Here is a 23,773-nt window from a genome sequence, read left to right as displayed (position 1 = left end):
GCCCCGGGGCGTGTCGCCCCGGGGCCCTTCCGTGTCGCCGTCCGCTCCCGGACTACTCGGTCTTGATGGCGGTCAGCATGTTCAGCCGGGCGGCGCTGCGGGCCGGCCACATGGCGGCCAGGACGCCCACGACGGCGGCCAGCAGGATGAAGACGCCGAGGCGGCCGTAGGGGAGGACCAGCTCGTAGTTCGGCACCGACTTGGCGAGGGTGGAGCCCACGGCCCAGGCCAGGAAGAGGCCGATGCCCATGCCGAGGACCGCGCCGAAGAGCGAGATCACCACGGACTCCAGGCGGATCATGTTCTTGACCCGGCTGCGGTCGAGGCCGATCGCCCGCAGCATGCCGATCTCCTGGGTCCGCTCGAAGACGGACATCGCCAGGGTGTTGACCACGCCGAGCACCGAGATGATCAGCGCCATGCCGAGCAGGCCATACATGACGTTCAGCATCGTGTTGATGATGCCGCCCATCTCGTTGCGCATGTCCTGCCGGGTGGCGACGGTCATCGCCGGGTTCTTGCCGAGGGCGTCGATGACGGCCTGCTGGCCCGCCTTGGAGTCGCCGGCGGTGGCGTTGACGTAGACCTCGCGGACGTACTGCTGGTCGGTGTGCGCGCTCAGGACCTTGTTGTCCATGACGTACGGGGACAGCAGGCCCTCGAGGTCCTTGTAGACCGCGCCGATCCTGAGGTCGCCCTTCTGGCCGTCCTCGAACCGGACCTGGAGCGTGGAGCCGGCGGTGAGGTCCTGCTTCTTCGCGGTGCTCTCGGCGACCGCGACCTCGCCCTTGCCGAGGCTGCCCAGGGAGCCGGCCGTGACCTCGATGTTCAGCAGCTCGCCGATGGTGGCCGGGTTGACGCCGGACACGGAGCGGAAGCTTTCGCCGACCTTGAAGTAGCCGTCGGCCTGCGGGGAGACCGCCTTGATGCCGGGGGCCTTGGCCAGGGTCTCGGTCACGGACTTGTCCAGGCCGCCGATGCCGCCGGCCATGGAGACCTTGTAGTCGGCCTTCAGCTTGTCGGTGCTCATCCGGTCGACGGCGGTGCCCATGGTGACGCCGAGCACCGACAGGGTGGTGACCAGGGTGAGGCCGATGGCCAGGGAGGCGGCGGTGACGGCGGTGCGGCGGGGGTTGCGCACGGCGTTCTGCGCGGCCAGCTTGCCGGGGACGCCGAACACCTTGTGCAGGAGCGGGCGGACGGCGCCGATGACCGGACGGGACAGCAGCGGCAGCAGCACGATCATGCCGATGAGCATCAGGCCCGCGCCGCCGCCGATGACCATGCGGCCGTCGCCGCCCATCGACACACCGAGGAAGACCACGCCGATGCCCGCGAGGCTGATGAGCGAACCGAGGACGTTGCGCACGACCAGGGACTTCGCCGTGGCCGGGAGGTGGGCGCTGCCCATGGCGGCGACGGGGGCGATCCGCCCGGTGCGCCAGGCCGGCAGCAGCGCGGCGACGGTGGTGACGACGACGCCGATGAGCAGGGCGGCGACGATCGTGCCCGGGGCGACGACGAGGTCCCCGGCGGGGATCTTGGCGCCGATGGAGTCCATCAGGGAGCGCATGCCGACCGCCAGGCCGATGCCGGCGGCCAGGCCGATCGCGGCGGAGGTGGCGCCGATGACCAGGGCCTCGGCGAGGACCGAGCGCATGACCTGGCCGCGCTTGGCGCCGACGGCGCGCAGCAGGGCCAGTTCCTTGGTGCGCTGGGCGACCAGCATGGTGAAGGTGTTGTAGATCAGGAAGACGCCGACGAACAGGGAGATGCCGGCGAAGGCGAGCAGCATGGTGCTGAAGCTGCTCATCTGCTTCTCGATGTCCTTGGCCTGCTGGGCGGCGAGTTCCTTGCCGGTCTGGGCCTTGGTGTGCTTGGCGTCGAGCAGCGGTTTGATGTCGGTGAGCAGCTGGTCGGCGGAGGTGCCGGCCTTGGCGGTGACGGCGAGCTCGTCGTAGAAGCCGGGCTGGAGGTAGAGCTCCTGGGCGACCTTGGTGTCGAAGAGGACCAGGCTGCCGCCGGCGTTGACGGCGCCGTCCTCGGTGGTGAAGACGCCGGTGAGGGTGAACTCCTTGACCGGGCCGTTGGTGGCGACGCGGACCTTGTCGCCGACCTTGTAGCCGCCCTTGGCCGCGGACTCCTTGTCGAGGGCGATCTGGTCGTCCTTGGCCGGGCCGGCGCCGTCGGTGAAGGTGTAGCGGGGGTCCTTGCCGTCCTTGACGGGGACGTGGTTGGAGCCCTTGTTGGCCCAGCCGGAGCCGATCAGCCTGCCGTTCTCGTCGCCCACGCCGGCGAAGCCGGAGACGCGGCCGGAGACGGTGTCGACGCCCTTGACGGCCTTGACCTTCTCCAGGGTCTGCTGGCTGATGCCCGGCTCGCCCTCCTTCGTGCCGTCGTCGGTGCGGGAGGGGCCCCACGAGGTGACGGAGACGGCTATGCCGTCGTAGCTCTTGGCGGACTGGCCGGAGAGGGCCTTGCCGAGGGTGTCGGTGAAGACGAGGGTGCCGGAGACGAAGGCGACGCCGAGCGTGACGGCGAGGACCGTCATCAGCAGCCTGGCCTTGTGCGCGAGGACGTTGCGCAGGGCGGTACGGAACATGGGGTTATCAGTCCTGGGCTGGAAGTCTGTTCGTGGCTTCGGTGGTCAGTGACCGATCAGCTGGTGCGGCCCTTGGCGTCGAAGGCCTTCATCCGGTCGAACACGCCGTCGGCGGTGGGCGCGTGCATCTCGTCGACGATGCGGCCGTCGGCGAGGAAGATGACGCGGTCCGCGTAGGAGGCGGCGACCGCGTCGTGGGTGACCATCACGACGGTCTGGCCGAGCTCGCGCACCGAGTTGCGCAGGAAGCCGAGGACCTCGGCGCCGGAGCGGGAGTCGAGGTTGCCGGTGGGCTCGTCGCCGAAGATGATCTCGGGGCGGGCGGCCAGGGCGCGGGCGACGGCCACGCGCTGCTGCTGGCCGCCGGAGAGCTGCGTGGGGCGGTGGGAGAGGCGGCCGGAGAGGCCGACCATGTCCACCACGGTGTCCAGCCACTGCTTGTCCGCCTTGCGGCCGGCGATGTCCATGGGGAGCGTGATGTTCTCCAGGGCCGTCAGGGTCGGCAGCAGGTTGAACGCCTGGAAGATGAAGCCGATCTTGTCGCGGCGCAGCTGGGTCAGCTGCTTGTCCTTGAGGCTGCCGAGCTCGGTGTCGCCGATGCGGACCGAGCCGCTGGAGAAGGTGTCCAGGCCGGCGACGCAGTGCATCAGGGTCGACTTGCCGGAGCCGGAGGGGCCCATGATCGCGGTGAACTGGCCCCGGCCGAAGTCCACGGAGACGTTGTCCAGCGCGACCACCTGGGTCTCGCCCTGGCCGTACACCTTGGAGAGCTGCGTGGCACGGGCGGCCACGGCCTGGGCGGTGTGCTGCGGGGCGTAGTTCATGGCGGTCACGGGGACTCCTGTCGAGCGGGTCTGCTGCGCGGTGGCGGAACCCTTCCATCCTCACCTCGTCCTTACCCCCGGGGGATCAGCCGAGGTGCCCGTTCGACGGCCCACTGGAGTCTGACCAGGGGAGTGGTCGTCTCCTCCTCTGGTATGACGGGAGCCCCGGGGGCGGGCCGGTGGGGCGGGGTGGCCCGGGGTGGCGCGGGGCAGCGAAATCACGTCATTCCCGGGGCGGGGCACGGTGTCGTCCCCAGCGCTGCCCACCGTGACTTATCGGTTCTGACGCCCACTCAATCACCAATAAAATCAGACAACATCGGATAGACGTGCCACTGGCGGGCGGGGTGTTACGGATAGGCTCACCGCAGCGTTCAAGGCTTTGCCACGGGGCCCGCTGCGCCCTGCCCGGATGGTGGAATGCAGACACGGCGAGCTTAAACCTCGCTGGCCCTCGGGCCGTGCCGGTTCAAGTCCGGCTCCGGGCACTTCCGCAGCCGCACCGCGCTCCCGTCACGCCACTCCCGGGGTCCCTCCGTTTATCCCCGGCGCTTCGCCGCGTCTTCTCCTAAGATCCTCCTCCAGCAGTAGGGTGCTTTCTTTGCGAACGCATTACCCTTGACGCAAGGCCGCGCCCGGTGGCCATGGAGGAGTGAGATGAGGAGCAGTAACCCGGTCTTCTCGCGACGGGGGTTCAGCCGCGACAACGGCGGCCACGCGGGCTTCGACGCGGCTTACGCGCAGGCCGGGACCGCGACCAACCCGTACGCGACGAATCCTTACGCCATCGACCCGAACACGGGCATGCCGGCGGCGCCGGCCCGCGGCACCACGATGACCATCGACGACGTCGTGAGCCGTACGGCCATGACGCTCGGCACCCTGATCGTCACCGCGACCATCGCCTGGCTCGCCCTGCCGGTCGACCCGGCGAACCTGGGCAAGTCCTACGGCATCGGCGTGGGCGCGGCGCTCGTCGCCTTCGTCCTCGCGATGGTCCAGAGCTTCAAGCGCAAGCCGTCCCCGGCGATCATCCTGGCCTACGCGGCGTTCGAGGGCTTCTTCCTCGGCATCATCTCCGCGGCGACCAGCTACTACCTCAGCGCCGGCGTGGTCATCCAGGCGGTGCTCGGCACGATGTGCGTCTTCGCCGCCGTACTGGTGGCGTACAAGATGCGCTGGATCCGCGTCACCCGCCGCTTCACCGGCTTCGTGATGGCCGCGGCCCTGGGCTTCGTCCTGCTGATGCTGGCGAACTCGCTGTTCATGCTGTTCGGGGGCGGCGACGGCCTCGGCTTCCGCAGCGGCCCGCTCGGCATCGTCTTCGGCATCGTCGGCGTGGTCCTCGGCGCCTGCTTCCTCGCCATGGACTTCAAGCAGGTCGAGGACGGTGTGACCTACGGCGCCCCGCGCGAGGAGGCCTGGCTGGCGGCCTTCGGCCTCACCATGACCCTGGTGTGGATCTACCTGGAGCTGCTGCGCCTGTTCCAGATCCTCTCCGGCGACGACTAGTCGTACCGGTAGCCCACGGTGGTACGGGGAAGGCCCCGCGAGCGGTGCTCGCGGGGCCTTCCCGCATCTCGGGGGTGGTGCCGGGAAGGGGGGCCGGGGTTCAGCCGAACCGGCGGGCCGCTCTGCGCAGCCCGTACTCGTGGACGATCGCCTTCGCCTGGCCGTGCGACAGCTCGTGCGCGCCGAGCAGCCAGTTGACCTTCTCCTCGAACCGGAGGAGGGAGGGGCCCTCGTCGACGGTGCGGAGCCAGTCGGAGATCTCACGACCGGTGGTCTGGGGGATTCTGTCGATCATGTTGCGGTGGGTCTGCTCGGAGAACTCAACGGACATGGGCGCCTCCGGGGGTATCGCCGTACTGTTCCCTTCACTGCACCGTGCCGGAGAGTTCGCCCGTTGGCAATGGTGCCCGGGCGGCGCGTAAGGTCGGCCGGGTGCTCGATACCTCGCCCCTGACGGCCGCCGTGGAACGTTTCGCCGACCGGCTGCGGGCCGCCCCGCAGAGCCGCCTCCAGCGCGGGGCCGCCGCGGAGGCCCTGGAGCTGGCCCGTGAGCTGGCCGCGGCGGCGCAGCGGCTGGAGGACCCCTCGGGGGCGGCTCCGGCGCGCGTGATGCCGGACGAGGGCGTGTTCGTCGTCGGGGACCAGCTGGCGGTGGCCGGGCTGGACCTGGCCGAGGCGCTGCGCACCGCGGGCCCCGACAGCGCGAAGGCCCCGTCCGCGATGCTGGACGAGGCCGTGGCGCTGGTGGAGCGGGTGGAAGTCAGAGCGATGCGATGACCCGGTCCGCGAGGATGTAGACGTTGCTGTCGGGGTCCTCGGAGTCGCCGCAGGAGAAGGTCAGCGCGTAGGCGCCGGAGATGCCCGAGCCGCCCAGCAGGACCGGGGCCGTGCCCGAGCGCAGGGCCTCGGCGAGGCGCTCCGCCGTCTCCCGGTGCCCCGGGGTCATGCACAGCGTGGTGCCGTCCGTGAAGACGTACACGTCGAGGGTGCCCAGCGGGCCCGGGCGGACGTCCGCGAGGGCCGTACGGGCCTCCGCGAGCTCCTCCAGGCGGCTGACGGTGCGCTCGTGGTCGGCGCCGGGGTGCGGCTGGACCGGGACGAAGTCGGGGTGCGAGGGGTGGCGCCGGCGGGCCGCGGCCAGCTCGGCCGAGTCCTCCGGGTACTCGTCGGCGAGGTCGTCGCCCAGGACCGGCTCCAGGCCGACCAGGTCCGCCTGCCGGGGCAGGAAGACGGGGCCGTCCTCGCCCAGCCCGGTCAGCCCGCCCAGCAGGGAGGTGGGGGCGTCCCCCGCGAAGCGGGGGGAAGCGTCGGCGGCGTCGCGGGCCTCCTGCGCGGCCCAGAAGGCCCGCGCCTCGGCCAGCTCGCGCTCGCGCTCCTCGGCGAGGGCGGCGGCCACGGCGGCTCGTATCTCGGCGGCGGGGGACTCGGCGGCGCTGCGGGCGTGCGGGACGCTCGCGCCGCGGGCGTGGGCCGGCAGGGCGAGCTCATCGCGCAGGGCCGTGACCTGCTTGCGCAGTTCGTGTACGGCGTGCAGCGCAGCAGCGCCCACGGCCGTGGCAGCGGCCGTGGTCAGCAGCAGGGCAAGAGACATGGCGCTCACTGACTAACTCCTGATTGATTCGATCCCCCGACTTCCTACATCAGCTTGTCCTGTGCTGGGAATGGCGTGCAGTGCATTACGTCATGAATTGGACAGGTCTTTCGTCCTGGAGGCCCTAGGGGGATGACGTCTGACCTGGGCAAATACCGATCCCCCAGGACAAAGGTCACATCCTGGGGGAGATTCGGTCACAGGTCGGCCGCGACGGGATTAGACCTGATGTCAGTACACCGTATGGATCTAGAGGATCCCTTGCGGCAGCTGGGGGCCCGGCTGGAGCAGTGCCGAACCCCTCACTCTGCGCTGTGTCGCCTACGTCTCAGCCGCGGCGCGCGGCCGGCTCAGCTCAGGCGCTCGATGACCATGGCCATGCCCTGGCCGCCGCCCACGCACATCGTCTCCAGGCCGAACTGCTTGTCGTGGAACTGGAGGCTGTTGATCAGGGTGCCGGTGATCCGGGCACCGGTCATCCCGAACGGGTGACCGACGGCGATGGCCCCGCCGTTGACGTTCAGCTTCTCCAGGGGGATCTCCAGGTCCCGGTACGACGGGATGACCTGCGCGGCGAAGGCCTCGTTGATCTCGAACAGGTCGATGTCGCCGACGGTCAGCCCGGCCCGCTTCAGCGCCTGCTTCGAGGCCTCGACCGGGCCCAGGCCCATGATCTCGGGGGAGAGGGCGGTCACGCCGGTGGAGACGATGCGGGCCAGCGGGGTCAGGCCGAGCTCCCGCGCCTTGGTGTCGCTCATGATGACCAGGGCGGCGGCGCCGTCGTTCAGCGGGCAGCAGTTGGCCGCCGTGACCAGGCCGTCGGGGCGGAAGACGGGCTTGAGGCCCTCCACGCCCTCCAGGGTGACGCCGGCGCGCGGGCCGTCGTCCTTGCTGACCACCGTGCCGTCCGGGGTGGTGACCGGGGTGATCTCGCGGGCCCAGAAGCCGTTCTTGATGGCCTCCTCGGCGAGGTTCTGCGAGCGCACGCCGAACTCGTCCATGTCCCGGCGGGTCACGCCCTTGAGGCGGGCCAGGTTCTCCGCGGTCTGACCCATGGCGATGTAGGCGTCGGGGACCAGGCCGTCCGCGCGCGGGTCGTGCCAGTCGCTGCCCTCGCTCTGCGCGACGGCGGCCGTACGGGCCTCGGCGTCCGCGAAGAGCGGGTTGTGGGTGTCCGGCAGGCCGTCGGAGGAGCCCTTCACGAACCGCGACACCGTCTCGACGCCGGCCGAGATGAAGACGTCGCCCTCGCCGGCCTTGATGGCGTGCAGCGCCATGCGGGAGGTCTGCAGGGAGGAGGAGCAGTAACGGGTGATCGTGGTGCCGGGCAGGTAGTCCATGCCCATCTGCACGGCGACGATGCGTGCCAGGTTGTGGCCCTGCTCCCCGCCGGGCAGGCCGCAGCCGAGCATCAGGTCGTCGATCTCGCGCGGGTCCAGCCCGGGGACCTTGGCCAGGGCGGCCTGGATGACCGTGGCGGTCAGGTCGTCGGGCCGTACGTCCTTCAGCGACCCCTTGCCGGCGCGCCCGATGGGGGAGCGGGCGGTGGAAACGATGACGGCTTCGGGCATCGGGACTCCAAGGGGTGTGCGTGCGTCGTTGCGGGACCGCAAGCGAAGTTACCGCCCCGTACGGTCGGGGTCACCGGGGCGGGCGTGTGATGCCCGTCGCTCCGGAGTGTCCTCCTCCCCGGCGCCGGGGAGGGGGAAACGCCCGCCCCCGCGTCAGGAGGGCGACGGGGAGGCCGGCTCCGGGACGGCGTCCGCCGGGAGACGGCGGCGGCGCCGGTGCTTGAGCAGCGCCCACGGGCCGCGGCCCGCCGTGACCTCGGTGCCCGGCTCGCCCGCCGCGGCGGACGCGGCCTGCGCCACCGGCAGCATGTCCTCGTTGCGCGACACGTCCAGGCGGTCCGACTCCGGCCACACCCCCAGCGCCGCGCACAGCGTCGGCAGGACGGCCATCGCCGCCGTCGCGTAGCCCTCCGCGGAGGGGTGGTACGAGTCCGGGCCGAACATCTCCCGGGGGTTCGCCGCGAACTCCGGCCCCAGCATGTCCCCCATCGAGACCGTCCGCGCTCCCAGCGCCACCACACCGATCGTCTGCGCGGCCGCCAGCTGCCGCGACACCCGGCGCGCCATCCACCGCAGCGGCTGGTACACCGGCTCGATCGTGCCCAGGTCGGGACAGGTGCCGACGACCACCTCGGACCCCGCCAGGCGCAGCCGCCGCACGGCGCCCGTCAGCAGCCGCACCGACTGCGTCAGCGGCATCCGCCGCGTCACGTCGTTCGCCCCGATCATGATCACGGACACGTCGGGGGCCGGCCGGTCCCCGTCCAGCAACAGCGACACCTGGCGGTCCAGGTCGTCCGACTTCGCCCCCGACAGGGCCACGTTCCGCAGCTCCACCGGCCGCTCCGCCACCGCCGCCAGGCCCGACGCCAGCAGCGCCCCCGGCGTCTGGCGGGCCCGCCGCACGCCCAGTCCGGCCGCCGTCGAGTCGCCCAGCATCGCCATCCGCAGCGGCCCCGGGCTCAGCTCCGGCCCCCCGAACTCGCTCCCGTACAGACCGTCCGCGCGCGGCGGGTCCGGCAGGCCCGTCCCCACCGTCCGCTTGGCGAACTGGACCTCCGCCAGCACCAGCCCCACCGCGGCCACACCGACCAGCCCGAGTCCGCCCCCGCCGTACGCTGCCCCCGCCGCGATCCGGCGGGCCGTTCTCGCCCTGGACACCTCTCAGGCCACCTCCTCGGTCGTGTTGACCTTCCTGCCCCGTACTGCCGGTCGGCCAATCCCTTTCCGCATACTCTGGCCGGACCTCCCGGAGAACCCGTGGAGTCCCCTTCTTGGAGAACATGGTGCAATTCCACGACTCGATGATCAGCCTCGTCGGCAACACCCCGCTGGTGAAGCTCAACCGCGTGACCGAAGGCCTGCAGGCCACCGTGCTTGCCAAGGTCGAGTACTTCAATCCCGGCGGTTCCGTGAAGGACCGCATCGCCGTCCGGATGATCGAGGCCGCCGAGCAGAGCGGTGCCCTCAAGCCGGGTGGCACCATCGTGGAGCCGACCAGCGGCAACACGGGCGTCGGACTCGCCATCGTGGCCCAGCAGAAGGGCTACAAGTGCATCTTCGTCTGCCCTGACAAGGTGTCCCTCGACAAGATCAACGTGCTGCGCGCGTACGGCGCCGAGGTCGTGGTCTGCCCGACCGCCGTCGACCCCGAGCACCCGGACTCGTACTACAACGTCTCCGACCGCCTCGTCCGGGAGACCCCGGGCGCCTGGAAGCCGGACCAGTACAGCAACCCGAACAACCCCCGTTCGCACTACGAGACCACCGGCCCCGAGCTGTGGGAGCAGACGGACGGGAAGATCACCCACTTCGTCGCCGGCGTCGGCACGGGCGGCACGATCTCCGGTACGGGCAACTACCTCAAGGAGGTGTCCGGTGGGAAGGTCAAGGTCATCGGCGCCGACCCCGAGGGCTCCGTCTACTCCGGCGGCAGCGGCCGCCCGTACCTCGTCGAGGGTGTCGGCGAGGACTTCTGGCCGACCGCCTACGACCCGAACGTGACCGACGAGATCATCGCGGTGTCCGACAAGGACTCCTTCCAGATGACCCGCCGGCTCGCCAAGGAGGAGGGCCTGCTGGTCGGCGGCTCCTGCGGCATGGCGGTCGTCGCCGCGCTGCGCGCCGCCGAGGGGCTGGGCCCGGACGACGTGGTCGTCGTCCTGCTGCCGGACAGCGGCCGCGGCTACCTCAGCAAGATCTTCTCGGACGAGTGGATGGCCGGTCACGGCTTCCTGGAGGAGGCCGGTCCCGCCGCGCGCATCGGCGCCGTCCTCGCCGACAAGGAGGGCGGCATCCCGTCGCTCGTCCACATGCACCCCGAGGAGACGGTCGGCCAGGCCATCGAGGTCCTGCGCGAGTACGGCGTCTCCCAGATGCCGATCGTCAAGCCGGGCGCCGGCCACCCGGACGTGATGGCCGCCGAGGTCATCGGCTCGGTCGTGGAGAAGGAGCTGCTGGGTGCCCTCTTCGCCGGGCGCGCCTCGCTGGGCGACCCGCTCGAGAAGCACATGAGCGCGCCGCTGCCGCAGGTCGGCTCCGGTGAGCCGGTCTCCGAACTGATGTCCGTGCTCGGCGAGGCCGACGCGGCCATCGTCCTGGTCGAGGGCAAGCCGACCGGTGTGGTGAGCCGTCAGGACCTGCTCGCCTTCCTGGCGAAGAACGCCAAGTAGGACCCGGCGCGCCGGGGCCGGGGACCGGGGCCCGCGCGTGGCCGATCCCGGCCCTTGGCGCAAACGGTACGGTCCCGACACGTGGTGGCAGCACCCGCTTAACACGGCACCGGCACAGTGGTCCTGTCGGCGGGTCAGTCCGGGAGACCGGGCCCCGGCCGGCGCCCAGTGCGGCGTCAGCGCACCTCCGGAGCGGCTCCCGGAGCGCGTCGGCGCCCCAGGACGCGGACGGCCCTGACCCGGCCCGTGTCCCCGGCGGGGCCGCCGTCGTCCCGCCCCCCGGTCCGACCCGGGGGTGCGGCGGCCCCGCCGACCCCTTCCTCCGGCCCGCCCCCGCCGTGCGGCGGCCCGCCCGGGACCCCCTCCGCGCGGCGGCCCCCCTTCCACATCACGGGCACCGGCTTGCCGAGCTGCATAACCACATGCAGAGTGCACCCTGACTGAATATCTCGCTCGGACGGAGGGGACGGCGATGAGCGACAGCCCGGCGGCACGGCTGCAGAAGCTCTTCGAGGGGCACCGGCTGACGCCGACCCAGCGGCGGATCGCGCACTGCATGGTGCGGGGCGCGGCGGAGGTGCCCTTCCTGTCGAGCGTGGAGCTCGCCGAGCTGGCCGGGGTGAGCCAGCCGTCGGTGACCCGGTTCGCCGTTGCCCTGGGCTTCGACGGCTACCCGGCGCTGCGGCGCCACCTGCGCGAGGTGGCCCCGGCCGAGCCGCCGCGGGCGGCGCGCGAGGAGTCGTACAACGAGTACCAGCAGGCCGTCGCGGGCGAGATCGAGAACCTGCGGCGGCTGGCGACGATGCTCGCGGACCCGGCGCCGGTGGAGGAGGCGGGCCGGCTGCTCGCCGGGTCGTCCCCGCTGCCGGTGCTGGGGCTGCGGGCGGCTTCCTCGCAGGCGCGCGGCTTCGCGTACTTCGCCGCCAAGGTGCACCCGGACGTGCGGCTCCTCGACGAGGGCGGCTCGATGCTCGCCGACCGGATCGACGCGGCGGCCACCGCCGGGGCCTCGGCGCTGCTGTGCTTCGCCCTGCCCCGTCACCCGCGCGAGGTGGTGGAGGCCCTGGAGCACGCCCGGGCGGCCGGGCTGAAGACGGTGACGGTGGCCGACTCGGCGTTCGCGCCCGTCGCCCGGTACTCGGACCTGCTGATCCCGGCGCCGGTCGGCACCGGGCTGGCCTTCGACACGGCGTGCGCGCCGATGCTGCTGGGCCGGGTGCTGCTGGAGGCCATGGCGGACGCGCTGCCGGACGCGCAGGCCCGGCTGGAGTCCTTCGACGCCCGGGCCGCGGCGCGCGGCCTGTTCGTGGAGTGACCCCGGCCCGGCGGGCCCGCCGCACCCCCTAGAGCAGCGCGTCCCGGAAGGCGCCGCCCGCCTCCGCCACCAGCTGTGCGGTCGTCTGCGCCGGCCGGGCACGGCTGAAGCGGACGCCGCCCTCCGCGTCGGCGGTGAAGCCGTGGACGGAGGGGCGCGGCAGGCTGTTGTAGCCGTAGTGGGCGGTGAAGAAGTACGCCCCGGTGTCCGGTACGGCGATCAGGTCGCCCGGGGCCAGTTCGGGCAGCTCCCGGGCGGCGGCGAGGAGGTCCCCGGCGAAGCAGGCCGGGCCCGCGACGTCCTGGGCCATCGGGGCGCCCGTCTTCGGGGCGCCCTTCGCGTCGTACGCGAGGATCCGCAGCGGCCAGGCCGCGGGGGCGTAGACCGTGCGGGTGGCCACCTGGACGCCGGCGTGGGTGAGGGCGATCGGGCGGCCGCCGGTGGCCTTGGTGTACTCGACGCGCGCCAGGACCGTGCCGTGCTTGGCCAGCAGCGACCGGCCGAACTCGGTGACCAGCCCGTACGAGCCGTCGAACAGGGCCGGGACGGCCCCGCGCAGGGCGGCGGCGTACTCCGCGTACGTCGGGGCCTCCTCGTCCGAGGCGAAGTTCACCGGCAGGCCGCCGCCGATGTCGAGGGTGTCGACCTGGCGGCGTCCGGCGGCGGCGTTGATCTCCTCGGCCAGGGCGTGCAGCTCCCGCACGCCCTGCGCGATCAGCGCCAGCGGCAGGCCCTGCGAGCCCGAGTGGGTGTGCAGCCGGGTGAGCCAGGGCCGGTCCAGATAGGCCCGTACGAGCCGCTCGCGGGCGCCCGGGTCGCGCAGGCCGATGCCGAACTTCGAGGTGGCGGTGGCGGTGGAGAGGGCGTCGATGGCGCCGGCGCCGGTCTGGGGGTTGATCCGCACGCCGACCGGGGAGCGGGTCGGGGCCGCCGCGACCAGGGCGTCGAGCCGCTCCAGCTCCTGGTGGTTGTCGGCGTTGACGGCGATCCCGAGGGCGAGGGCCCCGCGCAGTTCCGCGTCGGTCTTGGCCGGGGAGTCCAGCACCGTCCGCTCCGCCGGGATCCCGGCCGCCCGGGCCAGCGCCAGTTCGCCGGGGCTGGCCACCTCGCATCCCAGGCCGCACTCGGCGAGCAGCCGCAGGACGGGCACCAGTGGGGCGGCCTTGGCCGCGAAGGCGTGCAGCACGGGTGTCCCCGGGGCCGTCGCGGCGGCGAAGGCGCCGGTCAGGGCTGCGGCGGAGGCCCGGATCCCGGCGGTGTCCAGCAGGCAGACCAGCGGCTCGGAGTCCAGCAGCCCCTGCTCCACGGCGGCGCGCACGGCCCGGTCGCGGCGCCCGGCGGCGTCCCGTGCGGCGGCGTCCCGGTGCGCGGCTTCGTCCCGTAAGGCGTCCATGGCGCCATCCCATCATCCGGCGGACTCGCGCGCAGCTGTTGACTGGATCTATTCAAGGCGCCAGGATGTGAATAGATTGCACCAACATTCGGAGGAGGCACCGCCATGTCAGGACCCCGCCCCGTACGGGCCGCGCGAGGCACCGAGCTCAGCACCCTGGGATGGCAGCAGGAGGCCGCCCTCCGCATGCTGCAGAACAACCTCGACCCCGAGGTCGCCGAGCACCCCGACAAGCTCGTCGTCTACGGCGGCACCGGCAAGGCGGCGCGCGACTGGCGCTCCTTCGACGCGATGGTCCGCACCCTGCAGACCCTCAAGCAGGACGAGACCATGCTCGTCCAGTCCGGCCGCCCGGTCGGCGTGATGCAGACCCACGAGTGGGCGCCGCGCGTCCTGCTCGCCAACTCCAACCTCGTCGGCGACTGGGCCAACTGGGAGGAGTTCCGCCGCCTGGAGCACCTCGGCCTGACCATGTACGGCCAGATGACGGCCGGCTCCTGGATCTACATCGGCACCCAGGGCATCCTCCAGGGCACCTACGAGACCTTCGCCGCCGTCGCCGCGAAGAAGTTCGGCGGCACCCTGGCCGGCACCATCACCCTCACCGCCGGCCTCGGCGGCATGGGCGGCGCCCAGCCGCTCGCCGTGACGATGAACGACGGCGTCGCCATCTGCATCGACGTGGACCCGCGCGCCATCGAGCGCCGCATCGAGCACCGCTACCTGGACGTGAAGGCCGACGACCTGGCCCACGCCCTCCGGCTGGCCGTCGAGGCCCGCGACGCCCGCCGCCCGCTCTCCATCGGCCTCCTCGGCAACGCCGCCGAGCTGCTCCCGCAGATGCTGGCCGAGGGCGCCCCGATCGACATCGTGACGGACCAGACCTCCGCCCACGACCCGCTCTCCTACCTCCCCGTGGGCGTCGACTTCGACGACATGGCGGCGTACGCGGCCAAGGACCCGGCCGGCTTCACCACCCGCGCCCGCGAGTCCATGGCCAAGCACGTCGAGGCCATGGTGGGCTTCATGGACGCCGGCGCCGAGGTCTTCGACTACGGCAACTCCATCCGCGGCGAGGCCCAGCTGGCCGGCTACGACCGCGCCTTCGCCTTCCCCGGCTTCGTCCCCGCCTACATCCGCCCGCTCTTCTGCGAGGGCAAGGGCCCCTTCCGCTGGGCGGCCCTGTCCGGCGAGGCCTCGGACATCGCCAAGACCGACAAGGCGATGCTGGAGCTCTTCCCGGAGAACGAGTCCCTGCACCGCTGGATCAAGATGGCCGGCGAGCGCGTCCACTTCCAGGGCCTGCCGGCGCGCATCTGCTGGCTCGGCTACGGCGAGCGCGACAAGGCGGGCGAGCGCTTCAACGAGATGGTCGCCGACGGCACCCTCGCCGCCCCGCTGGCCATCGGCCGCGACCACCTCGACTGCGGCTCGGTGGCGTCCCCGTACCGCGAGACCGAGGCCATGCTCGACGGCTCCGACGCGATCGCCGACTGGCCGCTGCTCAACGCCATGGTCAACGTCGCCTCCGGCGCCTCCTGGGTCTCGATCCACCACGGCGGCGGCGTCGGCATGGGCCGCTCGATCCACGCGGGCCAGGTCACCGTCGCCGACGGCACCAAGCTCGCGGGCGAGAAGATCCGCCGCGTCCTCACCAACGACCCCGGCATGGGCGTCATCCGCCACGTCGACGCCGGCTACGACATCGCCGAGACGGTCGCCGACGAGCGCGGCGTCCGCGTCCCCATGCGCGAGGGTGACCAGGCGTGACCCCCTCCGGCACCACCGGCGCGGACGAGGCGTCCCGGGGCTCCGCCCCGGGCGCCCGCCCCGCCGCCCCCGCAGCTGCCCCCGCCGCCCCGCGCGGCGGGGGCGGTCCCGCCTCGTTCCACGCCATGTGGGACGAGCTGCGCCCCATCGGCCGGCACGCCGACAGCGGCGGCTACCGCCGCTTCGCGTGGACCGGGGCCGACGCCGACTGCCGTGCCTGGTTCCGCGCCCAGGCCGAGTCCCGCGGGCTCGCCTACGAGGTCGACCGCAACGGCAACCAGTGGGCCTGGCTCGGCGACCCGCTGGCCGGCGACGCCGTCGTCACCGGCTCCCACCTGGACTCCGTCCCCGACGGCGGCGCCTTCGACGGCCCCCTCGGCGTGGTCTCCTCCTTCGCCGCCCTCGACGAGCTCCGCGCCCGCGGCGCGACCCTCACCCGCCCCCTCGCCCTCACCAACTTCGGCGACGAGGAGGGCGCCCGCTTCGGCCTCGCCTGCGTCGGCTCCCGCCTCGCGGCCGGACAGCTGACGAAGGAGAAGGCGTACGAGCTCCGCGACGCCGACGGGACCACCCTCCCGCAGGCGATGGAGCGGGCCGGCTACGACCCCGACGCCATCGGCGCCGACCCCGAGCGCCTCGCCCGCATCGGCGCCTTCGTCGAACTGCACGTGGAACAGGGCCGCGCCCTGGACCTCTCCGGCGACCGGGTCGGCATCGCCTCCGCGATCTGGCCGCACGGCCGCTGGCGCTTCGACTTCCACGGCGAGGCCAACCACGCCGGCACCACCCGCCTCGTCGACCGCCGCGACCCGATGCTCACGTACGCGGCGACCGTCCTGGCCGCCCGTCAGGAGGCCGCCCTCGCCGGTGCCGTCGCCACCTTCGGGAAGATCTCCGTCGAACCCAACGGGGTCAACGCCATCCCCTCCCTCGTGCGCGGCTGGCTCGACTCCCGGGCCGCCGACCAGGCCACCCTCGACACGGTCGTCACCGCCGTCGAGAAGGCCGCCCGCGAGCACGCCGACCGGGACGGCATCGACCTCGACGTCGTCCGGGAGTCCTTCACCCCGGTCGTCGAGTTCGAGCACGCCCTGCGCGACGAGCTGAACCGGATCCTGGGCGGGGCCGTCCCCGTCCTCGGCACCGGGGCGGGACACGACGCCGGAATCCTCTCCGCCGCCGTCCCGACCGCGATGCTGTTCGTACGCAACCCCACCGGCGTCTCCCACTCCCCCCGGGAGTTCGCCGCCGAGGACGACTGCGTGGCCGGAGTCCTCGCCCTCGCCGACGTACTGGAAGGCCTCGCGTGTCGTTGATCGCGCAGAAGACGTACTGGCTGGAGCACGCCTGGCTCGGCGACCACGTCGAGCCGGGCGTCGCCCTCGGCGTGAGCGCCGACGGCCGCATCACCGAGGTGCGCACCGGGGCCGACGCCCCGCCCCCCGGCGCGGAGGTGCTGCGGGGCCTGACGATCCCGGGCCTGGCCAACGCGCACTCCCACGCCTTCCACCGGGCGCTGCGCTCCACCGTCCAGGTCGGCTCGGGCACCTTCTGGACCTGGCGCGAGGTCATGTACGGCGTCGCCCAGAACCTCACCCCGGACACCTACTTCGACCTCGCCCGGGCCGTGTACGCGGAGATGGCGCTGGCCGGCATCACGAACGTCGGCGAGTTCCACTACGTCCACCACGCCCCGGGCGGCGCCGCGTACGCCGACCCCAACGCGATGGGCGAGGCCCTGATCGAGGCGGCCGCGGCGGCCGGCATCCGCATCACCCTCCTCGACACCGCCTACCTGGCCGCCGGCTTCGGCGAGGCGCCCAACGCCCACCAGCGGCGCTTCTCCGACGGCACCGCCGAGGCATGGGCCGAACGGGTCTCCGCCCTCAAGCCGCGCGAGCACGCGCTGATCGGCGCGGCCGTCCACTCCGTCCGGGCCGTCCCGGCCGGCCAGCTGGCCACCGTCGCCGCCTGGGCGCAGGAGCGGCAGGCCCCGCTGCACGTGCACCTGTCGGAGCAGACGGCGGAGAACGAGGCCTGCCTGGCGGCGCACGGGCGCACCCCGACGCAGCTCCTCGCCGACCACGGCGTGCTGGGCCCGCGCACCACCGGCGTCCACAACACGCACCTGATGGACGGGGACATCGCCCTGCTGGGCGGCACCTCCACCGGCACCTGCATGTGCCCGACCACCGAACGCGACCTCGCCGACGGCATCGGCCCGGCCGTCCCGCTCCAGCGCGCGGGCAGCCCGCTGTCGCTGGGCAGCGACAGCCACGCGGTGATCGACCTGCTGGAGGAGGCGCGGGCGATGGAGCTCAACGAGCGCCTGCGCAGCCGCACCCGGGGGCACTGGACGGCGAACGCCCTGCTGACGGCCGCCACCGCCGACGGCCACGCCTCCCTGGGCCGCCCCGACGCGGGCCGCCTGGAGGAGGGCGCCCTCGCGGACTTCACCACCCTCGCCCTGGACACCGTCCGCACGGCGGGCCCGCTGCCGCGGCTCGGCGCCGAGACGGCGGTCTTCGCGGCCTCGGCGGCCGACGTCCGCCACACGGTGGTGGGCGGCCGCCACGTGGTCCGCGACGGCGCCCACACGCTGGTCGGGGACGTGGCCGGGGCCCTGTCCGAAGCGATCGCCGCCGTCCGGGGCTGACGCCCGGAAATCCCCCGCCCCGCCCTTCCCCCGTTCCCCGGGGCTCCGCCCCTGAACCCGATCCCGTGTGCTCCGCGCCCGGCGTGCTCAAGCGCCGCGCGGGGTCCGGGGCGGAGCCCCGGGAAGGGGGCCGGGGGCACGCCCCCGGTTCCGGGAAGGGGCGGGGTGGGGGAAACGACCCTCCCGAGAGGAACCCATGACCACCACCGCCATCACCAACATCGGCAGCCTCGTCACCAACGACCCCGCCCTCGGCGACGGATCGCCCCTCGGCCTGATCGAGAACGCCGCCCTCGTCATCGACGGGGACACGGTCGCGTGGGTCGGCCCCGCCGACAAGGCCCCCGCCGCCGACACCGCGTTCGACGCGAAGGGCCGCGCCGTCATCCCCGGCTTCGTGGACTCCCACTCCCACCTGGTCTTCGCCGGCGACCGCACCGCCGAGTTCAACGCCCGCATGTCCGGCCGCGCCTACTCCGCCGGAGGCATCCGCACCACCGTCGCCGCCACCCGCGCCGCCACCGACGCCGAGCTGGAGGTCAACCTGGTCCGCCACCTCGACGAGGCGCTCCGCCAGGGCACGACCACCTTCGAGACCAAGTCCGGCTACGGACTCACCGTCGCCGACGAGGCCCGCGCCCTGCGCATCGCCTCCGCCCACACCGACGAGGTCACCTACCTCGGCGCGCACATCGTCTCCCCCGACTACGCCGAGGACCCGGCCGGCTACGTCGACCTCGTCACCGGCGAGATGCTCGCGGCCTGCGCCCCGTACGCCCGCTGGGTGGACGTCTTCTGCGAGAAGGGCGCCTTCGACGGCGACCAGGCCCGCGCGATCCTCACCGCCGGCGCCGCCGCCGGCCTGATCCCCCGCGTCCACGCCAACCAGCTCTCCTACGGCCCCGGCGTACAGCTGGCCGTGGAGCTGGAGGCCGCCTCCGCCGACCACTGCACCCACCTCACCGACGCCGACGTGGACGCCCTGGCCCAGGCGTCCGCCACCACCGTCGCCACCCTCCTGCCCGGTGCCGAGTTCTCCACCCGCGCCCAGTGGCCGGACGCGCGCCGCCTCATCGACGCGGGCGCCACCGTCGCCCTGTCCACGGACTGCAACCCCGGCTCCTCGTACACGAGTTCCATGCCGTTCTGCATCGCCCTCGCCGTCCGGGACATGCGCATGACCCCCGACGAGGCCCTGTGGTCGGCCACCGCCGGCGGGGCCCGCGCGCTGCGCCGCACGGACATCGGCCGCCTGGTGCCCGGCGCCCGCGCCGACCTGGCCCTCCTCGACGCCCCCAGCCACGTCCACCTCGCCTACCGGCCGGGCGTCCCGCTCGTGTCCGCCGTCTGGAACCGCGGGGTGCGCGCCGCCTGACGCCCGCCCGGCCCGTTCCGGACACGTTCCGGACACGTTCCGGGTGCGGTCCGGGTGCGGTCCGGCGGCCCGTCCGCCGGGCCTCCCAGGCCGGACCGTCCTTTGTCTTCCCTCCGCAAGGTCCCGGGCGTACCTTGAGCCACCAATCTGACATGGCGTCAGTAAGTCGTTCCGTGGCCCGAGGGGAAGACGAAGGTGTCCGACCGGAAACGCTCCACCGCGCTCGCGCTGGCCTCCGCGCTGGCCGGGTCCGCCGTACTGCTCGCCGCCCCCGCGGCCCACGCCGACGTGGTCGACGTCGAGTACAAGTGCCAGACCCCCATCGGCGACAAGTCGGCGGTCTCGCCCATCGACATCAAGGCCGTCAAGGAGGGCGACGCCTACAAGCTGACGATGTCCTTCCAGAAGGGCGTCTCCTCCAGCCCCATCGAGCTCGGCAAGGGCGCGATGAACCCCAGCGCCGTCATCACGGCCGACGGCGCGGAACAGGCCTCGATCCCGGTCTCCGGGCCCCCGAACCCGGAGGCCGCGCCCGCCAACACCCCCATCAAGATCACCGACCTGTCGGGCACCTACACCCCGAAGAAGAGCGGCAAGGTCACCTTCACCGCCGGGGTCCTCACCATCAAGGCCATGGGGACCACCACCACCTGCACCCCCGGCAACAGCCCCAAGCCCTCGCTGGAACTGGAGGTCGCGGCGGCCGCCGCGGCGCAGCAGCCCTCCGGGGAGGACACCCTCCCGCAGACCGGCCCCGCCGACTCCGCCCTCGCCCTCGGTACCCTCGGCGCCACCGTGGCCCTCTCCGGCGCCGCCGGGATGCTCTGGCTGACCCGGCGCGGCCGACGCGCCCGGCGGACCCCGGCCTGAACGGAGCGCCCGCCCGTGCTCCACGCCCTCACGCCCCGCACGCTCACCCCCCGCGCCCTCGGACGGCTCGCCGCACTCCTGCTGCTGGCCGCCGCCCTCCCCGCGTCCCCCGCCGCCGCCCTCCCGGCGTCGTCCGGTGCTGCCCTCCCCGCGTCGTCCGGTGCTGCCCTCCCGGCGTCCCCCGCCGCCGCCGCCGACGAGCCCGGCTGGACCGCCGAACCGGCCTCCGCCTCCGCCGCCCCGGCCCGCCGCCCCTCCTTCTACCTCGCCGGCCCCGCCGGCACCGTGCTGGAGGACCGCCTCGCCCTCGCCAACACCGGCGACCGGGAGCGGGTCGTCACCCTGCGCGGGGCCGACGCCTACAACACCGCCGACGGCGCCTTCGCCGTGCGCCCCGCGGCCGGGGGCCGCCCGGGCGGCGCCGCCCGGGCGGCCGGCTCCTGGATCAGCTTCGGCGCGGCCGCCACCGTGGCGCTCCCGCCGCACACCCGCGCCGTGGTCCCCTTCACCGTCACCGTGCCGCCCGCCTCCCCGCCCGGCGACCACCCCGCCGCCGTCGTCGCCGCCGAGGGCGGCCGCGAGGTGGGCGTCCGGGTCGACCTGAGGGTCGGCGGCCCGGCCCTGGCCGCGCTCACCGTCGAGGACGTCTCCGTACGCGGCCGCGGCAGCGCCGCCTCCGTCGCGTACACCCTGGTCAACCGGGGCAACGTCGCCCTCACACCGACGCTCGCCCTGCACGCCGCGGGCGGCCTCGGCAGGGCCTCCGACCCCCGCCCCGCCCGGCCCCTCGCGGTCGAGCTGCTGCCCGGCCAGCGGGTCGCCCTGACCGAGCCCTGGCCGGGTGCGCCCGCCCTCGACCGGGTCTCCCTGCGGCTCACCGTCACCGCCCCCGGCGCCGCCCCGGCCACCGCCACCGCCACCGCCTGGCTCGTGCCCGGGGGCGGGGCGGCCCGGGCCGGGGTCGGCCTGCTGGTCCTCGGCGCCGCCGCGGCGGTCCTCGTACCGGCCCTGCGGCGCGGCCCGCCCGGCCGGCGGGGCAGGCCGCGCGACGAGCCGCACGCGCCGGACGGGGGCCCGAGCGCCCCGGCCGCCGCATCCGAACCCGAGCTGACGGGAGCGCCCAGGTGAGCCGTACGCCCGGCCCGAGGGCCGTATCCCGCCTCGGGGCCGTGCTGGCGGCGCTCGCCCTGGCCCTCCTGCCCGCCGCCCCGGCCGCTCCCGCCGCCTCCGCCGCGGGGAAGCCCGCCGTGGCGCTCTCCCTCCAGGAGGCCGCCGTGGGCACCGAACTCACCGCCACCGGCACCGGATGGCCGGCCAGGACCCTGGTCATGCTGCTGGTCTGCGGCCAGAACATGATCGGCGGCACCAACAGCTGCGCCAACGCCGACGGGGTGGCCGTCACGGTCGCCGACGACGGCCGGTTCACGGCCCGGCTGCCGGTGGTGGCCCCGCCCAAGCCCTGCCCCTGCGTGGTCGACGTGACCTCGGTCAACGGCGACCAGTCGACCGTCGCCGTCCCGCTGAAGATCACCGGCCATCCGGTGGCCGACCTGCCCGCCGAGTCCGGGACCGCCCGGCTCGCGATGCTCACGGGCGTCCGGCTCAGGGGCGGGGACGGGGTGCTGACCTGGTTCGGGGCCCCGCCGTCGCGCAGGTTCACCGCCACCGTCGGCAACCTCGGCTCGGCGCCCGTCAAGGACCCCGTCTTCCAGCTGGGCACCGCGCACGGGGTGTTCGCCCCGCAGTGGGAGGAGGCCCGCTGGAAGGGGACCATCCCGCCCGGCGGCAAGGGGGAAGTCGGCCTGGACGTGGAGCTCCCGGCGGGCGCCCACGGCGACTACACGGTCTCCCTCAAGTACGGGGAGACCGTCCTGGCCACCCAGCCGTGGGGCGTGGCCCGGCCGTACGGGGTGCTGCTGTTCTGGGGCCTGCTGCTGGTGGTGGTCCCGACGGCGCTCTTCCGGCTGGGCATGGCCGTCGTGGACCGGGTCCGCCCCCGCCCCGGGGCACCCGGCCGCCACCGGCCGACCGGACCGGCGCCGGACCCGGCCGCCGGCCCGGCCCCGGCCGTGACCGCCCGCCTCCCGAAGGCCACGCCCGCCGGGACCTCCGGGACCCCGGCACCGGCCCTGCCGTGGTTCACCCCCGACCCCCCGCGCCCCCGGGAGCCGCGGCCGCCACAGACATCCGCACCGTCCGATCACAGTCCGACGACGAAGGGACCCCAGTGAAGACCCAACGGAGGGCGAGCGCGGCCCTGGTCGCGCTGCTGCTCAGCGGCGCGGGTGTCGCCGTGGCGGCTTCCCCCGCCCAGGCCGCCGAAACGACGTTCAAGGTCAGGTGCGTGCCGCCCGCCGGCGGCGGCGACCCGGTGGAGGGTGAGACCACCGCCCGGATCACCGCACCGGCCACGGCCAAGGTCGGCGACGAGGTCGACGTCTCGTGGGAGACGGTGAAGCCGGCCTCGAACAACACCGACCTGATGGTGATCCCGAAGGACTCGGTCCAGCCCACCGGCTGGCTCACCGCCGGCGACGGGGGAGGGGAGGTCAAGGTCGTCGGGGAGAAGAAGAACCCGGAGATCCCCAAGAAGGCCCCCATGGTCATGTCCGTCATGAAGGGCAAGCTGAAGCTGACCAAGGCCGGCAAGGTCACCGTGACCCCCGGCAAGTACGAGGTGGCGGTGACCTTCCCGTTCGGCACCTTCGTCACCAAGTGCGCCCCGGTGGGCGCGGTGACGGGCGGGGCGGTCATCGACGTCTCGGGCGGCGGCGGCACCGGCGGCACGACCGCCGGTACGACGGGCGGGACGACCGGTTCGACGACCACCGGCGGCACCACGGGCTCCACGACCGGCGGCTCCACCGGCGGCAGCACGACGGGCGGTTCCACCACCGGGGGCTCGGGCGGCCAGACCGACTTCCCGGGCAAGGCGGTGGAGGTCTCCTACGACTGCGGCGCGGTGGTGCCTAATGGAATCAAGACGCCTGTGACCATTAGCGCGAAGAAGAACGGCGGCGACTACGCCCTCACCGTCAAGACCGCCAAGGGCGCGATGGCCAGCCCGATGGCCCTCCCGGCCGGCGCGCTCAAGCCCTCGATGGACATCAAGCTCGGCGGCGCCGACAGCGGCACCGTCAAGGTCACCGGCCCGGCCAACGCCGAGCCGATCCCCGACAAGGCGCCGGTCAGCCTGAGCGACATGACGGGCACCTACAAGCCCGGAAAGTCGGGCAAGGTGACGCTCAGCCCCGACCAGCTGACGATCGACGTCACGATGGCCCCGGGCTCCACCCCGATCAACGTGCCCTGCAAGGCCACCGCCAGCGGGGTCTCCCTGGAACTGGACACCACCGCCCAGCCCGGCGGCTCCGGCTCCGCCACCACCGGCTCCGCCACCTCGGGCTCCGGCTCGGCCGGCGCCGCGACCGGCGGCCTCGCCGAGACCGGCGCCCAGGACGACGGCGGGGTCCGGGCCCTGGCCCTGGTCGCCGGCACGGTGATGCTGCTCGGCGCCGCGGTCTTCGCCTTCACCCCCTGGCGCCGCCTGCGCGGTACCAGGTAGCCCGCACGCGAACGGACGAAGGCCCGGCACACCTTCCGGTGTGCCGGGCCTTCACCC

At 73.6% G+C, this 23,773-nt stretch carries 19 protein-coding genes and 1 tRNA gene; 13 read left to right on the top strand and 7 right to left on the bottom strand.

Annotated elements, in window-relative coordinates:
* Positions 1-52 precede the first annotated feature (52 nt).
* Entirely contained in the window at positions 53-2,602 is a 2,550-nt protein-coding gene (locus AB0469_RS09770) for an ABC transporter permease (protein WP_366450805.1), read from the bottom strand.
* A gap of 56 nt (positions 2,603-2,658) precedes the next feature.
* Entirely contained in the window at positions 2,659-3,426 is a 768-nt protein-coding gene (locus tag AB0469_RS09765; protein WP_366450990.1) for an ABC transporter ATP-binding protein, read from the bottom strand.
* A 406-nt stretch (positions 3,427-3,832) separates the two neighbouring features.
* On the opposite strand from AB0469_RS09765, the gene AB0469_RS09760 reads away from it, so the two are divergent.
* Positions 3,833-3,914 (top strand) — tRNA-Leu (locus AB0469_RS09760).
* 169 nt (positions 3,915-4,083) lie between these two features.
* Positions 4,084-4,938 (top strand): Bax inhibitor-1/YccA family protein, encoded by an 855-nt coding sequence (locus tag AB0469_RS09755; RefSeq protein WP_366450804.1) that lies wholly within the window; start codon positions 4,084-4,086, stop codon positions 4,936-4,938.
* A 100-nt stretch (positions 4,939-5,038) separates the two neighbouring features.
* On the opposite strand, the gene AB0469_RS09750 is transcribed toward AB0469_RS09755, so the two are convergent.
* On the bottom strand, positions 5,039-5,269 hold the full coding sequence (locus AB0469_RS09750; protein WP_042812614.1) for a DUF4287 domain-containing protein: 231 nt from the start codon (positions 5,267-5,269) through the stop codon (positions 5,039-5,041).
* A gap of 101 nt (positions 5,270-5,370) precedes the next feature.
* On the opposite strand from AB0469_RS09750, the gene AB0469_RS09745 reads away from it, so the two are divergent.
* A complete protein-coding gene (locus AB0469_RS09745; RefSeq protein WP_366450803.1) occupies positions 5,371-5,715 on the top strand; it encodes a hypothetical protein in 345 nt (114 codons plus the stop codon).
* Here AB0469_RS09745 and AB0469_RS09740 read toward each other — a convergent pair.
* The 3 genes from AB0469_RS09740 to AB0469_RS09730 all read right to left on the bottom strand — a co-directional run bounded on the left by AB0469_RS09740 (position 5,699) and on the right by AB0469_RS09730 (position 9,261).
* Positions 5,699-6,529 (bottom strand): hypothetical protein, encoded by an 831-nt coding sequence (locus AB0469_RS09740; protein WP_366450989.1) that lies wholly within the window; start codon positions 6,527-6,529, stop codon positions 5,699-5,701. The genes AB0469_RS09745 and AB0469_RS09740 overlap by 17 nt on opposite strands.
* 350 nt (positions 6,530-6,879) lie before the next feature.
* Positions 6,880-8,100, bottom strand: coding sequence for an acetyl-CoA C-acetyltransferase (locus AB0469_RS09735; protein ID WP_366450802.1), 1,221 nt, complete (start codon positions 8,098-8,100; stop codon positions 6,880-6,882).
* A gap of 153 nt (positions 8,101-8,253) precedes the next feature.
* Positions 8,254-9,261, bottom strand: coding sequence for an SGNH/GDSL hydrolase family protein (locus tag AB0469_RS09730; protein WP_366450801.1), 1,008 nt, complete (start codon positions 9,259-9,261; stop codon positions 8,254-8,256).
* 125 nt (positions 9,262-9,386) lie between these two features.
* Here AB0469_RS09730 and AB0469_RS09725 point away from each other — a divergent pair, with 125 nt between their 5' ends.
* Positions 9,387-10,772 (top strand): cystathionine beta-synthase, encoded by a 1,386-nt coding sequence (locus tag AB0469_RS09725; RefSeq protein ID WP_366450988.1) that lies wholly within the window; start codon positions 9,387-9,389, stop codon positions 10,770-10,772.
* 472 nt (positions 10,773-11,244) lie between these two features.
* Entirely contained in the window at positions 11,245-12,087 is an 843-nt protein-coding gene (locus tag AB0469_RS09720) for a MurR/RpiR family transcriptional regulator (protein ID WP_366450800.1), read from the top strand.
* A gap of 28 nt (positions 12,088-12,115) precedes the next feature.
* Here AB0469_RS09720 and AB0469_RS09715 read toward each other — a convergent pair whose 3' ends face one another.
* Positions 12,116-13,480 carry a diaminopimelate decarboxylase gene (locus tag AB0469_RS09715; protein ID WP_366450799.1) on the bottom strand — a complete coding sequence of 455 codons (1,365 nt, stop codon included), beginning with the start codon at positions 13,478-13,480 and terminating at the stop codon, positions 12,116-12,118.
* Positions 13,481-13,585: 105 nt separating this feature from the next.
* Here AB0469_RS09715 and hutU point away from each other — a divergent pair, with 105 nt between their 5' ends.
* The 8 genes from hutU to AB0469_RS09675 all read left to right on the top strand — a co-directional run bounded on the left by hutU (position 13,586) and on the right by AB0469_RS09675 (position 23,716).
* A complete protein-coding gene (hutU, locus tag AB0469_RS09710; RefSeq protein WP_366450798.1) occupies positions 13,586-15,250 on the top strand; it encodes a urocanate hydratase in 1,665 nt (554 codons plus the stop codon).
* 125 nt (positions 15,251-15,375) lie between these two features.
* Complete coding sequence (locus AB0469_RS09705) at positions 15,376-16,566, top strand: allantoate amidohydrolase (RefSeq protein WP_366450987.1); 1,191 nt, start codon at positions 15,376-15,378, stop codon at positions 16,564-16,566.
* Entirely contained in the window at positions 16,566-17,906 is a 1,341-nt protein-coding gene (locus tag AB0469_RS09700; protein WP_366450986.1) for a formimidoylglutamate deiminase, read from the top strand. Before AB0469_RS09705 ends, AB0469_RS09700 begins: the two co-directional genes overlap by 1 nt.
* Positions 17,907-18,102: 196 nt before the next feature.
* The gene (gene hutI / locus AB0469_RS09695) at positions 18,103-19,281 is read left to right on the top strand and encodes an imidazolonepropionase (RefSeq protein ID WP_366450797.1); all 1,179 of its coding nucleotides are present in this window, start codon (positions 18,103-18,105) and stop codon (positions 19,279-19,281) included.
* Positions 19,282-19,476: 195 nt separating this feature from the next.
* Entirely contained in the window at positions 19,477-20,151 is a 675-nt protein-coding gene (locus tag AB0469_RS09690; protein WP_366450796.1) for an LPXTG cell wall anchor domain-containing protein, read from the top strand.
* A gap of 15 nt (positions 20,152-20,166) precedes the next feature.
* Complete coding sequence (locus AB0469_RS09685) at positions 20,167-21,279, top strand: hypothetical protein (RefSeq protein ID WP_366450795.1); 1,113 nt, start codon at positions 20,167-20,169, stop codon at positions 21,277-21,279.
* A complete protein-coding gene (locus tag AB0469_RS09680; protein ID WP_366450794.1) occupies positions 21,276-22,382 on the top strand; it encodes a hypothetical protein in 1,107 nt (368 codons plus the stop codon). Before AB0469_RS09685 ends, AB0469_RS09680 begins: the two co-directional genes overlap by 4 nt.
* The gene (locus AB0469_RS09675) at positions 22,379-23,716 is read left to right on the top strand and encodes a hypothetical protein (protein WP_366450793.1); all 1,338 of its coding nucleotides are present in this window, start codon (positions 22,379-22,381) and stop codon (positions 23,714-23,716) included. The genes AB0469_RS09680 and AB0469_RS09675 overlap by 4 nt, the downstream gene beginning before the upstream one ends.
* Positions 23,717-23,773 lie beyond the last annotated feature (57 nt).

The sequence above is a fragment of the Streptomyces sp. NPDC093801 genome (assembly GCF_040701585.1).
Classification (GTDB): Bacteria; Actinomycetota; Actinomycetes; order Streptomycetales; family Streptomycetaceae; genus Streptomyces.
The sequence above is the reverse complement of the archived record's forward strand: the minus strand, read 5'-3'. Positions and strand labels throughout refer to the sequence as shown.